Annotated in this window: 12 protein-coding genes and 1 pseudogene; 8 read left to right on the top strand and 5 right to left on the bottom strand. The window is 59.4% G+C overall.

Features of this window, described 5'->3' with window-relative positions; translation table 11 throughout:
- Nucleotides 1–25 precede the first annotated feature (25 nt).
- Nucleotides 26–1108, top strand: a complete 1083-nt coding sequence (gene queG / locus Q6A51_RS21310; protein ID WP_304575674.1) for a tRNA epoxyqueuosine(34) reductase QueG — start codon at nt 26–28, stop codon at nt 1106–1108.
- A gap of 48 nt (nt 1109–1156) precedes the next feature.
- Here queG and Q6A51_RS21305 read toward each other — a convergent pair whose 3' ends face one another.
- Both Q6A51_RS21305 and orn read right to left on the bottom strand, forming a co-directional pair.
- Entirely contained in the window at nt 1157–1768 is a 612-nt protein-coding gene (locus Q6A51_RS21305) for a trimeric intracellular cation channel family protein (RefSeq protein ID WP_201001763.1), read from the bottom strand.
- Between the two features lie 99 nt (nt 1769–1867).
- Nucleotides 1868–2401, bottom strand: coding sequence for an oligoribonuclease (gene orn, locus Q6A51_RS21300; RefSeq protein ID WP_201001762.1), 534 nt, complete (start codon nt 2399–2401; stop codon nt 1868–1870).
- Nucleotides 2402–2508: 107 nt separating this feature from the next.
- On the opposite strand from orn, the gene rsgA reads away from it, so the two are divergent.
- A complete protein-coding gene (gene rsgA / locus Q6A51_RS21295; RefSeq protein WP_201001761.1) occupies nt 2509–3540 on the top strand; it encodes a small ribosomal subunit biogenesis GTPase RsgA in 1032 nt (343 codons plus the stop codon).
- 45 nt (nt 3541–3585) lie between these two features.
- Here rsgA and motB read toward each other — a convergent pair whose 3' ends face one another.
- Together motB and motA are read right to left on the bottom strand one after the other, a co-directional pair.
- On the bottom strand, nt 3586–4602 hold the full coding sequence (gene motB / locus Q6A51_RS21290; protein WP_201018195.1) for a flagellar motor protein MotB: 1017 nt from the start codon (nt 4600–4602) through the stop codon (nt 3586–3588).
- Between the two features lie 3 nt (nt 4603–4605).
- Nucleotides 4606–5457, bottom strand: coding sequence for a flagellar motor stator protein MotA (gene motA, locus Q6A51_RS21285; protein WP_025258287.1), 852 nt, complete (start codon nt 5455–5457; stop codon nt 4606–4608).
- 200 nt (nt 5458–5657) lie between these two features.
- Here motA and Q6A51_RS21280 point away from each other — a divergent pair, with 200 nt between their 5' ends.
- The 4 genes from Q6A51_RS21280 to Q6A51_RS21265 all read left to right on the top strand — a co-directional run bounded on the left by Q6A51_RS21280 (nt 5658) and on the right by Q6A51_RS21265 (nt 11011).
- A complete protein-coding gene (locus Q6A51_RS21280) occupies nt 5658–7193 on the top strand; it encodes an HDOD domain-containing protein (protein ID WP_201018196.1) in 1536 nt (511 codons plus the stop codon).
- 44 nt (nt 7194–7237) lie between these two features.
- Complete coding sequence (locus tag Q6A51_RS21275) at nt 7238–8053, top strand: rhodanese-like domain-containing protein (RefSeq protein ID WP_201018197.1); 816 nt, start codon at nt 7238–7240, stop codon at nt 8051–8053.
- 48 nt (nt 8054–8101) lie between these two features.
- Nucleotides 8102–8965: an archaetidylserine decarboxylase gene (gene asd / locus Q6A51_RS21270; protein WP_201018198.1), complete on the top strand. Its 864-nt coding sequence runs from the start codon at nt 8102–8104 to the stop codon at nt 8963–8965.
- A gap of 261 nt (nt 8966–9226) precedes the next feature.
- Nucleotides 9227–11011: a molecular chaperone gene (locus tag Q6A51_RS21265; protein WP_201001755.1), complete on the top strand. Its 1785-nt coding sequence runs from the start codon at nt 9227–9229 to the stop codon at nt 11009–11011.
- Nucleotides 11012–11059: 48 nt separating this feature from the next.
- On the opposite strand, the gene serB is transcribed toward Q6A51_RS21265, so the two are convergent.
- Nucleotides 11060–12274: a phosphoserine phosphatase SerB gene (serB, locus tag Q6A51_RS21260; RefSeq protein ID WP_201018200.1), complete on the bottom strand. Its 1215-nt coding sequence runs from the start codon at nt 12272–12274 to the stop codon at nt 11060–11062.
- Between the two features lie 129 nt (nt 12275–12403).
- Between serB and Q6A51_RS21255 the strand changes: the two genes are divergently transcribed.
- Together Q6A51_RS21255 and Q6A51_RS21250 are read left to right on the top strand one after the other, a co-directional pair.
- Nucleotides 12404–13948 carry a histidine kinase gene (locus Q6A51_RS21255; RefSeq protein WP_304575673.1) on the top strand — a complete coding sequence of 515 codons (1545 nt, stop codon included), beginning with the start codon at nt 12404–12406 and terminating at the stop codon, nt 13946–13948.
- Nucleotides 13949–14256: 308 nt separating this feature from the next.
- A pseudogene (locus tag Q6A51_RS21250) lies at nt 14257–14671 on the top strand (IS3 family transposase); the annotation flags it as partial.

Raw genomic sequence — 14671 nt, 5'->3', positions numbered from 1 at the left:
CCTTGGACCCGGTTTCTCTCTGCACATGCCTGCTATTACTGCTGAACTTCCAACCGCCGACGACCTCACCAGCCTTGCGCAATCGATCAAGGAGTGGGGCCGTGAGCTGGGCTTTCAGCAAATCGGTATATCAGGGCTCGACCTGGCAGAGCATGAGCAGCACCTGGAACGCTGGCTCGAAGCGGGCTATCACGGCGAAATGGACTATATGGCAGCCCACGGCAGCAAACGTTCCCACCCGGATGAACTGGTACCGGGCACGTTGCGCGTGGTGTCGCTGCGCATGGACTATCTGCCGGGCGACACCGAAATGGCTCAGCGCCTGACCGAGCCGGAAAAAGCCTACGTCTCGCGTTACGCCCTGGGCCGCGATTACCACAAGCTGGTGCGCAAGCGTGTCCAGCAATTGGCCGAGCGTATCCAGCAGGCTATCGGCCCGTTTGGCTTCAGAGCATTCGTCGACAGCGCACCGGTGCTGGAAAAGGCCATTGCCGAACAGGCCGGGCTGGGCTGGATCGGCAAGAACACATTGGTGCTCAATCGCAAGGCAGGCAGTTTTTTCTTCCTCGGCGAGCTGTTCGTGGACTTACCGCTGCCTGTGGATGCACCGCACGCGACCGAACATTGCGGGCGCTGCACGGCCTGCCTGGACATCTGCCCCACCGCTGCATTCGTCGGCCCTTACGTGCTGGATGCCCGGCGTTGCATTTCTTACCTGACCATCGAACTCAAGACGTCCATTCCCGAAGAGCTGCGCCCCCTGATCGGCAACCGGGTATTCGGCTGTGACGACTGCCAGATCGTCTGCCCCTGGAACCGCTTTGCCCGCCCGACAACCCAAAGCGACTTCAAACCACGCCACAACCTGGACAATGCGGGGCTGGCCGAACTCTTCCTCTGGGATGAAGAAAAATTCCTCAGCAATACCGAAGGCTCGCCACTGCGACGTGCCGGTTATGAACGCTGGCTGCGTAATCTGGCAGTAGGACTGGGTAACGCGCCCTCCACCATCCCCGTCCTCCAGGCCCTGGAAGCCCGCCGCGATTACCCGTCAGAGATGGTGCGCGAGCATGTGGAATGGGCACTGAAACAACACCACCCAATGTAGGAGCGAATTTATTCGCGAAAACGGGCTTCGCGAATAAATTCGCTCCTACTAGTGTTCATCCTTATAGATGAACTTCGGCATTTCCCATTTGAAGCGGATCGCCAGCAGGCGCAGCAGGAAGCCGCCGAAGAGGGTAATCAGGATGCCTTGCTCGGTTGGCAGTTCCAGATAGCGGCACAGCAGGAAACACCAGGCCGCCAGGAATGACACGCTGGCATAGAGTTCGCGCCGGAAGATCAGGGGGATGTCGTTGCAGAAGATGTCCCGCAGGATGCCGCCGAACACGCCGGTGATAACGCCGCAGACCGCTGCGATCAGCATGCCGTGCCCGGCTTCCAGAGCCGTCATGCAACCAATCAGTGTGAAAGCCACCAACCCCAGGGCATCGAGGACCAGGAACAGCGAGCGCAGATGGCGCATCAAGGGGGCAATGAAGATGGTCACCAGCGCAGCCACGCTGGTCAGGACCAGATATTCCGGGTGCTTGACCCAGGTCAGCGGGTAATGCCCGATCAGTACATCGCGCACCGAGCCGCCGCCCAGCGCGGTGACGCAAGCGATCAGTACCACGCCAAACCAGTCCATGCCGCGACGCCCGGCAGACAAGGCGCCCGTCATGGCTTCAGCCGTGATGGCAATCAGATAAAGCATCAGCAACATGGCGACCACACCTGCGACAAAGGCGCGCAGTCTAACCAGCGGATCAACGCACTGAAAGAGTGCGACGAGGTTTATTCGCCACACTCATGCTGCAATTCATTACTTGATGAAATGCTCGCGATAGAAACGCAGCTCGGCAATCGATTCACGAATATCGTCCAGCGCCAGATGGGTGTTGCCTTTCTTGAAGCGCAGCTCCGGCGACCAGCGTGCAGCCAGCTCCTTGAGCGTGGAAACGTCGAGGTTGCGGTAATGGAAGTAGTTTTCCAGCGCCGACATGTGGCGATACAGAAAGCGGCGGTCCTGACAAATGCTGTTGCCGCAGATTGGCGAGCTGCGCTCCGGGACCCATTGCTTGATGAAGTCCAGGGTCTGCGCTTCGGCTTCGGCCATGCTGATGGTGCTTTCGCGCACCCGCTGGGTCAGGCCCGAGCCACCATGCTGACGGGTATTCCACTCGTCCATCCTGGCCAGCGTTTCATCACTCTGGTGAATGGCAATCACCGGCCCTTCGGCCAAGGTGTTGAGCTCACTGTCGGTGATGATCGTTGCCATTTCGATGATGACATCGGTGTCCGGGTCCAGGCCGGTCATTTCCAGATCGATCCAGATCAGGTTCTGCTTGTTCTGCATGTGTCGACTCCTTGGTGTAGCCGGGCAGTTTAGCTCACCCCGGCATGCTAGACTCCGCCCGATTCAATGTAAGACCCAATCATTCGCTTCATCAACTCGGAACACCCATGGCCAAACGCCAACTCAATCGCCGCCAGAACTGGCGCATCGAAAAGATCCAGGGCGAACGCGCCGCCCGCGCTGCAAAACGCGAGACGCTGGCTCTGGAAACCCTGGAGGGCGGCGACCTCGGCCCTGAGCAGACCGGCCTGGTAATCGCTCACTTCGGGGTCCAGGTTGAAGTCGAAGCCCAGGACGGCGAACAACGCGGCCAGGTTTTCCGCTGCCACTTGCGCGCCAACCTGCCAGCGCTGGTCACCGGCGATCAGGTTGTCTGGCGTGCCGGCAATCAGGGGATCGGCGTTATCGTGGCGCAACTGCCACGCACAACAGAACTCTGCCGTCCCGACACTCGCGGCCAGCTCAAGCCGGTAGCGGCCAACGTCGACCTGATCGTGATTGTTTTCGCGCCGATGCCCGAGCCTCACGCCAACCTGATCGACCGTTATCTGGTTGCAGCCGAACATGCCGGCATTCACCCTTTGCTGCTGCTCAACAAGGCAGACCTCATCGACGAGCAGAACGCTCCGGCGCTCAACGCCCTGCTGGCGGTGTACCGCACACTGGGTTATCCGGTCATGGAAGTGTCGGCGCATCAGGGCGACGGCATGCAACAACTGCAAACCCGCCTCGACGGCCATATCAGCGTATTCGTGGGCCAGTCCGGCGTGGGCAAGTCTTCGCTGGTCAACAGCCTGCTGCCAGAAGTCGAGACACGTGTCGGCCCGCTGTCGGAGCTGTCCGGCCAGGGCACGCACACCACGACCACCGCACGCCTGTTCCACTTCCCCCGTGGCGGCGACCTGATCGACTCACCGGGTATCCGCGAATTCGGTCTGGGCCATGTCAGCCGCGCCGACGTGGAAGCCGGCTTCATCGAGTTCAACGACCTGATCGGCACCTGCCGTTTCCGCGACTGCAAGCATGACCGCGAACCGGGCTGCGCCCTGCTCAAGGCTCTTGAAGATGGCCGCGTACAGCAGCAGCGCATGAACAGTTACCGCTCGATCATTGCCAGCCTGCCGCAAGACAGCTACTGAAACCCATACAAAAACGCCGCGATGATCGCGGCGTTTTTGCATCTGTCAGTTCCTGGCCGGTTCAGCCCGTAACTGTCCTTCCTCGAAGATATTCAGCTTTTGCCGAATTTCATGAGGCTGGGCATAGGCCTGCGGATCGGGTGGCGCAGTCGTGGACGCTCCCGGAGCCGCAGGCGCTGCCGGAGCAGGCTGAGTCTGCGGCGCACCGCCGGTATTCTGATCACCCTCGATACGCTGCTGGGCCTTTTTGGTCAGCACGACAATATCGATACGACGGTTCACAGGGTTGAACGGATGCTCACGGTCATACAGCGCCGAAGAAGCGTATCCCACCACCCGTGCCACTTGCGGATCAGGATAACCACCTGCCACCAGCGCACGACGCGCAGCGTTGGCACGGTTTGCCGAAAGCTCCCAGTTACCGAACTCACCGCTGCCCACATATGGCTTGGCATCGGTGTGACCACTGATACTGATCTTGTTCGGCACCGTGCGAATGGTGTCGGCCATGGCCAGCAGAATATCCTCGAAATACGGCTTCAGACGCGCACTGCCGGAGTCGAACATAGGCCGGTTATCGGCATCCATGATCTGGATCCGCAAGCCATCCTGAGTGATCTCGAACAGGATCTGGTCCTTGAACTTCTGCAGTTGCGGGTTCTCTTCAACCTTGTTCTGCAGTTCCTGCAACAGCATCTCCAGACGCTCTTGCTCGACCTGCTCGGCCTTGGATTCGGAGGTATCCGACTCGATAGGCACGGTATCCGGGGACGGCGTGGTCTTGACCTCGGGGTTGAGGGTCTGGTTAGGCGACATCTCAGGCGAGCCGCCCAGGTCAATCACATAAGGCGAGCCACTGTCAGTGAAGCCGACCGGGTCCTTGAAGTAACCGGCGACCGCAATCAACTGCTCGGGCGTAGCAGCAGACAGCAGCCACAGCACCAGGAAGAACGCCATCATCGCTGTCGCAAAGTCAGCGAAGGCAATCTTCCAGGCGCCACCGTGGTGTCCGCCACCAAAGCGCTTTACGCGCTTGATGATTATCGGCTGATTATTTTCCATGGCTTAACGACCGCGAACCGCTTGTTCCAGCTCGCTGAAGCTGGGCCGGTGCGCTGGATACAGAACCTTGCGACCGAACTCCACGGCCAGTGAAGGCGGCATGCCGGAAGCCGAAGCCACCAGGGAAGCCTTGATGCATTCGTAGACGTTCATTTCTTCCTTGGCATCGTGAGCCAGGGAAGTGGCCAGCGGGCCGAAGAAGCCATAGGCCGCCAGAATACCGAAGAAAGTACCTACCAGAGCCGCACCTACGTGCATACCGATGGCGGCCTTGTCACCGGAGCCCAGGGAAGCCATGGTGATCACGATACCCAGTACCGCTGCCACGATACCGAAACCGGGCATACCGTCGGCGATACCGGTGACGGCATGGGAAGGGTGCTCAAGCTCTTCCTTCATGCTCAACAATTCCATGTCGAACAGGCCTTCAAGTTCGTGGGGCGCCATGTTGCCCGACGACATGATCCGCAGGTAATCGCAGATGTAGGCCGTCATGCGTGCATCCTTGAGCACGCCAGGGTACTTGGCGAAGATCGGGCTGGAAGCCGGCTCCTCGATATCCCCTTCAATCGCCATCATGCCTTCGCGACGACTCTTGTTGAGGATTTCATAGACCAGCCCCAGCACTTCGAGGTAGTAAGCGTGTGTGAAGCGCGTACCGAACATCTGCAAGGATTTCTTAAAGACGTGCATGGTCATATAGCCAGGGTTGGCCTGGAGGAATGCACCCAGAGCCGCACCACCGATAATCAGCACTTCATAAGGCTGAAACAGTGCTGCGACCTGACCGTGGGATAGAACGTATCCGCCGAGCACGCTCGCGAAAACGACGATGATGCCGATAATTTTAGCCATAGGTAGAAAATACTTATCGAGTCGGGTTCAGGGACATGTGCGGAAACTCTTATTCTACGTATCGGCCTCATTGGTCCAGACTATAGTCAGTTCTTGTTAAAAACCAGTTCGGCCCTTGAACAAGAGCTTGAAAACAGCTGTCCAGCCCCTAAGAATCGCAGCCTGCGCTGCTTAAAAAAATCAGCTGTAAAGGCCTTCCAATGTCGACCGCAAGCTCTGTGAAGCACTCGATACCCAAAACACTCGATGCCTGGATCAGGCATCTGGATGCCGTGGACCTGCCCATCCCGGTGGTGAACCACAATCATGTGCGCGAAGCTCTGAAAGACAGCCGCCGCTCGCTGCGCGACATCGCCGACATGATGCAGGAAAGCCCGGAACTGGTATTGAGCGTGCTGCGTGAAGCCAACCACAAGAGCCATGGCATGGTGGAACCGGCTGAAAGCCTTGAGATTGCAATCAACCGCCTGGGACTGGCACGTACCGAAGTCCTGCTCGGTCGCCTGCCCGCCAGGGAACCCCAGGACATACCGGCCGCCTTCCGCCAGTTGATCCTTATCAGCCAGCATGCCACGCAACAGGCCAACGGCCTGTTCGCCAGCCGGCTTGCGCGCCTTTGGCAGGACATTCATCTGGGCAGCCTGCTGTTTCTGTCGCCGCTGTGGCCCATGGCACTCGCGCACCCCAAACTTCTGGAGGACTGGGAAGTGCGGGTCATTCACAAAGGCGAGCCCAGCCGTGTGGTCGAGAAGGAGCTGTTCGGCGTCAGCCTGCTGGACCTGTGCCTGGCGCTGGCCGAGTTCTGGCGCCTGCCGGTCTGGGTGACCCGCGGCTATAAAGTGCTGATCAACGAGCGACGTGAGCTGGTCAAGGCCCTGCACATCGCCCGAGAAGATCACGACCCGTTGCGCCAGCAACAACTGATGGATGCCGATCCGAACCTGCGCCGCTGGCTGAATCAACCGGCCAATACCGTGCTGCTGGGCAATGGCGTGGCGCTGTCTGCCCAGCAGGCGTGGAACAGCCCTCATTGCCTGCGCTGGGAGCGACTCGCAAGCCTTTATCTGCAACAGCCACTGGATGAAGTTCAGCAACAGATCCACCAGAACGCCGCCAGCAGTGCCCGCGTGCATTCGGAAGCAGATCTGTGGCATCCGGCCGAATCGCTGATCTGGCCCTGGGATGCCCGGCGCATCAGGCGTGACAACGAGATCGCTCCACCACCGACGGCCGACGCGCTGCAACAATGGCGCAAGCAGTGTGCCGAACTGCTGGTCGAACCCACGCCATTCATCAATTCCATCCACCTGACCACGACCGCTCGCGACACGTTGATGTCCTGCGGCATGCAGCGGGTCATGCTGCTGATGGCGGACAAGACAGGCAGCGTGCTGCGCGTGCATCTGGCTGGTGGCCTGCCGCAAGAAGTCTCGGGCCTGCAGTTCTCCATAAAAGAAAGCACGCTCCTGCAACGCTTGATGACGCAGCCGACCCAGTTGCGGATCACCCCGACCAACCTCGCACAGTTTTCTGCACTGCTGCCCGCAGCCCTGAAAGGCATCTTCAAAGGAGAGCACTGGCTGATCCGCTCGCTGGGTAACAACGGCAGAGTCCTGCTGCTGGTGGTCGCCGACCAGGGAGGCGGTCCATTGTCGGAAATATCCGTTCAGGCATTCGGAAAAACCGCGCAATGTATTGAACGATCACTGGCCATCTTTAGCCAACGCAAAGCCTGAGGCCTGGCGTACAATTCGCACTTTCTCTTTATCGGAGGCTGCAAATGTCCGTCTTCACTGGTTTGCCGTTGGTCATCGAGCCACAAGATCTGCTTGAGCGCCTTGACGCCCCGCAACTGATCCTCGTCGATCTGACCAGCAGCGCCCGTTACGAGGCTGGTCATATCCGCGGCGCCCGCTTCGTCGATCCCAAGCGTACCCAACTGGGCCAGCCACCTGCGCCAGGCCTGCTGCCAGCCTATGGGGATCTCGAAAGACTGTTCAGCGAACTCGGCCACAATCCGGACGCCGTCTATGTGGTCTATGACGACGAAGGCGGTGGCTGGGCCGGACGCTTCATCTGGCTACTGGATGTCATCGGCCACACCCGTTACCACTATCTGGACGGCGGCCTGCTGGCCTGGGAAGCGCAGTCACTGCCGCTGACCACCGATGTGCCTGCGGCTGCAAGCACTCCCGTCACCCTGACCCTGCATGGCGAACCCACGGCAACCCGCGAATACGTGCAGTCGCGCCTCGGTGCCGCCGATCTGGCGATCTGGGATGCACGTGGTCCGACCGAATATTCAGGGGAAAAGGTTGTGGCAGCCCGAGGCGGTCATATCCCTGGCGCAGTCAACTTTGAGTGGACTGCCGGCATGGACAAGACCCGCAACCTGCGTATCCGCCAGGACATGCCGCAGATTCTGGAAAACCTGGGCATCACCGCCGACAAGGAAGTGATCACCCATTGCCAGACCCACCACCGCTCAGGCTTCACTTACCTGATCGCCAAGGCACTCGGTTATCCACGGGTCAAGGCTTATGCCGGATCCTGGGGTGAATGGGGCAATCATCCAGACACCCCGATCGAGAAGTGAGATCAACTCCAAACGAGTCGGCACCTCCATCAAGCTTTAGGAATATAAATGAAAGAGCGTCTGTTCATCCTTAGTCAGCACCTGCTGCCTCACCATTTTCTGTCTCGCCTGGCTGGCTATGTTGCCGAATGCCGAGTGAGCTGGTTCAAGAATGCTTTCACTGCCTGGTTTGCGCGCCGCTATCAGGTGGACATGTCTCAGGCCCTGGTCGAAGACCTCACCGCCTACGAGCACTTCAACGACTTCTTCACCCGCGCCCTGAAACCCGGCGCTCGCCCGCTGGACACCACTCCCGGCGCAATCCTCTGCCCGGCCGACGGTGCCATCAGCCAGCTGGGGACTATCGAGCATGGCCGCATCTTCCAGGCCAAAGGTCACAGCTTCAGCGCACTTGAGCTGCTGGGCGGCGATCCGAAACTCTCCGCGCCGTTCATGGGCGGCCAGTTTGCGACTGTCTATCTGTCGCCCAAGGACTACCATCGCGTACACATGCCGCTGGCCGGAACCCTGCGCGAAATGGTCTACGTGCCAGGCCGCCTCTTTTCGGTAAACCAGACTACAGCCGAGAATGTTCCAGAACTGTTCGCCCGTAACGAGCGCGTGGTCTGCCTGTTCGACACCGAGCGCGGCCCGATGGCCGTAGTACTGGTCGGCGCAATGATCGTTGCATCGGTCGAAACAGTCTGGGCCGGGCTGGTCACGCCACCCAAGCGCGAACTGAAGACCGTGAGCTACGACGAAGCGGCACGTGCGCCTATCCACCTGGAAAAAGGCGCAGAAATGGGCCGCTTCAAACTGGGCTCGACCGCTATCGTGCTGTTTGGCCCGGATCAGGTTAAGTGGGCCGAGGAACTGACCGCCGGTTCCAAGGTGCAAATGGGACAAGCCATGGCAACTGCGACTCAGGCCTGAACATTGCGATGACCTGAAGGTACAAGCTCGTCGGAGTTTGTGCCTTCAGGCTTGTGCTCTCAGGAAAGCAGGCAAATACTGGCATCAGGCCACAAAAGCTGCGAGAACGTGTCGATGCTGTTAAAGTCGCGCTATCGGTGCTGCAGGAGGCAGCGCACTTTAATTGGCGCATACGCGATACATCTCAATGCGAAGATGTCTGAAGTTCGTCAACAAAAGCCACCGTTCGGGCCTGTGGAGTAGCTGGAGTTTGCCTGTCACATGAGTAATTTGAGCTTACCTCTGTTGTTGCGTGCCCCCACGCCAACACAGTCGAGCCTGTCATTCTGTGAACCCAATCCCCGCGACTTGAAACGCTGGATCTCCAGCCTGCCCAAAGCAAACATCGGCGAAATGGCCCGCCAGCTCTATCAAGGGCTGTCCGAACTCAACCAGTTGATGACTCCCGGCGAAAACCGCCTGCAATTGCTGGAGCTGCTGCGCCCGGAAGTCTATTTCGTCTGCAGCCATCTGGAACGGCACTTTCTCAATCAGGCCATCGTGCTCGATGAGCGTCCGCGCAAGGTCGCCAACCTCTGCCAGGCCCTGCAGAATCATCTGGCAACCGGTTACAAACAGATCATCCAGAGTGTGGCGGCGCGCTACAGCAAGGAACAAGGTGCCTTGCTCACCACCGCGCTGCAACGCGCCATGCATGCGCTCAACGGCCCGCTGATCCGCGCCAGCCAGTTGTATTGCCCGGTTCAGGACGGTCTGTGGCTTGAGCTGCACCATATCTATCAGATCGCACGCCAGTACCAGTTGCACACCACGCCGGTGAACGAACCGCTGGGCACCCACACTCGCACCCTGAGCGTCGAACAGACCTATGCCGTCGCATTGCTGATGGGCTGCTCACGCAGCAATCAGATGCGCCAGTTGAATATCGGCAAGATGGCGGAATCACTGGAAGCATGGAGCGCGATGGTCACGCTACAGTCGCCTGCCGATGAAAACAGCCTGTTCGCGCTGGACCCTGCGTCCGATAAGCCACCGATGTACCGCACCCTGTTCGCCGAGGAGCAACTGCCCAAGCTTCTGGGGATAAACTCACGCGCGCTGGCCGATGCGATCAACAGATACCTGGGACTGCCTGCCGATCAGCGCTCGCAGTCAAAACTGCTTATCCCGCCTCGCGTCACCACCGATCTGCTGCAACATCTGGCAGCGGCCTGGGGCGATGTAGCCGAGCGCACCTTTCAGCGCACCGTAGGCCAGGGCACGCTGAAGCTGTGCATCGGCATGAGCGCCCTGCACTATTACGTCGGCGGGCAGAAATCGTTCACCGAACAATTGCTGCTGCCTGCCGCGGCCAGCGTTGCGGATTTCAGCCTCAAGGTGGTCAACGATAACGCCGACGATCCGTGGTCGAACGCCTTCGATACCCATCGCGGCAACACCTCGTCGGTCTTGCTGCCCTTCGAGGAAATCGAATATCAGTCAGCGGAGGGCGACAGTGAGTCAGCCTCCAATGCCCAGAATATCTTTGCGACTTTCGAGCTGAACATCGTCAACCACAGCCCAGGCGGCTATTGCCTGGCATGGCCCAAGGACGTCCCGCCACAATTACAGGCTGGCGAACTGGTGGGGATTCAGGATGATGCCGGTCAGGGCTGGAGCATCGCCATCGTGCGCTGGGTCCGACAGGTGCGCAGCGGCGGCACCCAGATGGGTATCGAATTGATCGCCCCGTTTGCCCAGCCTTGTGGCATGCAGTTGATACGTGAAGAACAGAACAGCCAGTACCTGCGCACCCTGATGCTTCCGGAAGTACGCGCCATGGGCAAGCCGCCGACAGTTCTGGCTCCACGCCTGCCGTTTCAGGAAGGCAGCCAGGTGATGATCAACGTCAACGGCGAAGAACGTCGCGCAGCGCTGAGCAACCGGCACATCAGCAGCGCCAGCTATAACCAGTTCGAGTACAAGATCTACGATGCGCCCAAGGCGACGGAAAGCGAGAAACCGAAGCCGGGGCAGGAATTCGATTCGTTGTGGAGTTCGCTGTAGCCGTCGCAACCCTTCAGAGGATTACGACAGCCACACAGGACGGGCTTATCAGCCTCGCCCCTCACGGTCGCGGAAGCCCAGCAGGTAGAGAACGCCGTCCAGCCCCAAAGTCGAGATCGCCTGTCTGGCAGACTGCTTGACCAACGGCTTGGCACGGAACGCCACCCCTAGACCGGCAATCGCCAGCATCGGCAAGTCATTGGCGCCATCACCCACCGCGATGGTCTGCTCCAGACTCAAACCTTCCTTGTTCGCCAGCTCACGCAGCAGATCGGCCTTGCGTTGCGCATCGACAATCGGCTCGACGGCCACGCCCGTCACCTTGCCGTCGACCACCTCAAGCTCGTTGGCAAACACATAGTCGATGCCCAGCTTCGCCTGCAACTGCTTGGCAAAGTAAGTGAAGCCGCCGGAGAGAATCGCCGTCTTGTAGCCCAGGCGCTTGAGTTCGGCAAACAGGGTTTCAGCGCCTTCGGTCAGACGCAGCGACGCACCGATTTCATCCAGCACGTTCACATCCAGCCCCTTGAGCAAAGCCAGACGCTCCTTGAAGCTGGCACGGAAATCCAGCTCGCCACGCATGGCGCGCTCGGTGATTTCCGAGACCTGCTCACCGACGCCAGCCGCCTTGGCCAGTTCATCGATGACTTCGGCTTCGATCAGGGTCGAATCCATGTCGAACACGGCCAGACGGCGGTTACGACGGAACAGCGAATCCTGCTGGAACGCGATATCGACGTTCAAGTCCTGGGCCACACTGAGGAACTCGGCCTGCATGGCCTTGGGGTCAGCAGGCTCGCCGCGCACGGAGAACTCGATGCAGCCTTTGCCCTTGTCAGCCGGGGTGTCGAGGGGCATGCGCCCGGACAGGCGATCGATATGGTCGATATTCAGCCCGTATTTCGCAGTGATCGAACTGACGCATTGCAACTGCTCGGCAGTGACCTTGCGCGTCAGCAGGGTCACGATATGCCGTGCCTTGCCTTGCCCGTCGACCCATTGCTGATAATCCTCTTCGGACACCGCAGTGAAACGTACCTGTTGATCGAGCTTGTAGGCCGTGAACAGGATGTCCTTGAGGACGGAAGAACCCTGTTCGGTATCCGGGATTTCGACCAGGATGCCAAACGACAAGGTGTCATGGATCACCGCCTGACCAATATCGAGGATGTTCACGCCCCCCTGGGCAAGAACGCCAGTGATGGCCGCAGTGAGACCCGGACGGTCGACACCAGTGATGTTAATCAGGACGATTTCGCGCAAGGCGCACCCCAGCAGTGGAAAAAAACCGCATTCTAACCACTTTCTGTGACCGCCGGGCACAGCCAGCGCTTTGCCGCTACTGGGACGGTCGTTATACTGCGCGCAACTTCACCGAAAGAGCCGTGCTCTGTGAACCGGCCCACGCCCGTTAAAACCGATAATTTCTTCCTGCTGATCTTTCGTGCGCTGCGCCACCGCCGTGTACCGATTGCTTTGCGTATTGCCAGCCATAACGTGATCCTGGTCGCCTTGGCGCTGGTGATCTACGCCGGCGTCATGGGCCTGCAATTCAAGCAGGCCATGCACGAACAGGCCGACGCACTGGGGCAGGCCCTGACCACACAGACCGCAACCTCGGCGACCGAGCTGCTGGTGTCCAACGACATCCTCAGCCTCAACGTGCTGCTGGGCAATCTGGTCAAGAACCCGCTGGTGGCCCACGCTGCCATCTATAGCGTGGATAACCGCATTCTCGCGGAGGCCGGTCAACGTCCAAAAAACAGCCTGCTGGGTGAAGCCCAGGGTCTTTATGAAATAAAGATCACTTTCCAGGACGTGATGGCCGGTCACCTGCGTATCAGCCTGGACATGACGCAATTCCAGCAGCCCATGACCATCAGCCTGCAAAGCATGGGTATTCTGGCTGGCATCCTGCTCGCGCTGGCGCTGACCCTGAGCCTGCGTCTGGGTCGCCATATCTCCACGCCACTGCTGCAACTGCGGATCTGGCTGCGCGATATCGACCCTTACACACCTGCCACCGACCGCCAGGACGAAATCGGCGATCTGGCGCGTCAACTGCGCTCCTCCTTCGCACCACCGGTTCCAGAGCCTGAAACACCACCGGAACCCGAATACAGCGAAGACGACGATGCGTATCTGGAGCCTGAGGACGAGAAACCTGCGCCTTCATTTTCAGCTCGCGATACCAGCTTCGATGAAACGCCAAAGCCTCGTGTGATCGCACCTCCCGCGCAACGCCGCTTCGTGGCCGAAGAAGATGAAGAGGACGAGGAAGATCCGTTTGCCGATCTTCGTGACAGCTCCAGCAACGCACCGGCCATTCGCCCTGCTTCGGCACTGTCCACCCCGAGCGAACCCCAACACAGCGCCGTGCTGGCCGTGCAACTGGGCGCTCAGGATCAACTGCGCCGCCTGCCTCGCGCTCGCCTGACCGATCTGCTGCAACGCTATCGTGACTGCCTCGATCAGGCCGCGTCGCTGTATGACAGCGAGCTGCATACCTTGAATGACGGCAGCACGTTGATGCTGTTCCACAGCCAGGAAAGCGGTGAGGACTACCTGACCAATGCGATCTGTTGCGGCGAGTTGCTGCGCGCATTGAGCCACGCCTTGCAGATCGAAGTTGCCGACAGTGGCATCACGCTGCAATTGCAATTGGGCCTGACGCTGGGTGAAGGCCTGTCCGGCCTGAGCCAGATCGATCTGCTGCTGACCGAAACCGCCCAGGACGCACTGGCGCTGTCCCAGCACAGCCGCAACCTGCTGCTGGTGGAACGCAAGATCAACGACGACGCCCTGATCCGCCAGCGCGCCCGCATCCGCCCGATCGCCAGCCCGGAAGGTGCCTGCTGCGTCGAGCGCCTGATGGAGCCTTACCCGTCGATGCTGGAACGCCAGCTGGCACGCATGCATGAGACGCACAAGGCCTGAATGAATTCGCGTCCACTGGGCGCGGTGTAGAATTAATGCCGATCAGTTAAGGCATATATATTCACCTGTGGGAGGGGCCTTGGCCGCGACGACCAACTTACAGGCAACACATTTTCAGCGCCTGAAACCGGGCTGTCGCGGCCAAGGCCCCTCCCACGGATTGTGACTCCAGCCACCCGTTTTTTGAAATCAGCCTCTTAACTGATCAGTAGCCCACAAAAAAGCCCGCATCGCTGCGGGCTTTTTTGTGGGGTTTGTCCCGTCCTGAATAAGGTTTACACCTTCTGACCTTTCCTCAGGAGGATTCAATGGATTCGGGCAAAAGGCGCAGCCAGCGCGACTACACGCTAGCCTTTAAATTATCGGTCGTAGACCAGGTTGAAAAAGGCGAGTTGGGTTATAAAGAAGCCCAACGGCGCTATGGCATCCAGGGTCGGTCGACAGTATTGGTGTGGTTACGCAAGCACGGTCGGCAGGATTGGAGCCAAGGCGCATCAATTCGAGAGTCGAGGAGCAGGTCCATGACCGAGCCAACCCTCCCGCTGACACCCGAGCAGCGGATCAAAGAGCTTGAAGAACAGCTGGCGCTGAGCAACCAGAAGGCTCAGTTCTTTGAAGCCGTCGTTAACGTTTTGAAAAATGACTACGGTGTTTCTGTCGTAAAAAAGCGACCCGGCAAGTCCTCTCGCAAGGGCAAATCCAGGACCTGAGCATTAGTAGGGC

Source organism: Pseudomonas serbiensis, assembly GCF_030580745.1.
Lineage (GTDB): Bacteria > Pseudomonadota > Gammaproteobacteria > Pseudomonadales > Pseudomonadaceae > Aquipseudomonas > Aquipseudomonas serbiensis.
This window is presented reverse-complemented; position numbering and strand designations above follow the sequence as displayed.

Excerpts from the sequence above, each read along its gene's own strand:
- queG (WP_304575674.1), top strand. The coding sequence starts at position 26 with ATGCCTGCTATTACTGCTGAACTTCCAACCGCCGACGACCTCACCAGC.
- Q6A51_RS21305 (WP_201001763.1), bottom strand. The coding sequence starts at position 1,768 with ATGTTGCTGATGCTTTATCTGATTGCCATCACGGCTGAAGCCATGACG.
- orn (WP_201001762.1), bottom strand. The coding sequence starts at position 2,401 with ATGCAGAACAAGCAGAACCTGATCTGGATCGATCTGGAAATGACCGGC.
- rsgA (WP_201001761.1), top strand. The coding sequence starts at position 2,509 with ATGGCCAAACGCCAACTCAATCGCCGCCAGAACTGGCGCATCGAAAAG.
- motB (WP_201018195.1), bottom strand. The coding sequence starts at position 4,602 with ATGGAAAATAATCAGCCGATAATCATCAAGCGCGTAAAGCGCTTTGGT.
- motA (WP_025258287.1), bottom strand. The coding sequence starts at position 5,457 with ATGGCTAAAATTATCGGCATCATCGTCGTTTTCGCGAGCGTGCTCGGC.
- Q6A51_RS21280 (WP_201018196.1), top strand. The coding sequence starts at position 5,658 with ATGTCGACCGCAAGCTCTGTGAAGCACTCGATACCCAAAACACTCGAT.
- Q6A51_RS21275 (WP_201018197.1), top strand. The coding sequence starts at position 7,238 with ATGTCCGTCTTCACTGGTTTGCCGTTGGTCATCGAGCCACAAGATCTG.
- asd (WP_201018198.1), top strand. The coding sequence starts at position 8,102 with ATGAAAGAGCGTCTGTTCATCCTTAGTCAGCACCTGCTGCCTCACCAT.
- Q6A51_RS21265 (WP_201001755.1), top strand. The coding sequence starts at position 9,227 with ATGAGTAATTTGAGCTTACCTCTGTTGTTGCGTGCCCCCACGCCAACA.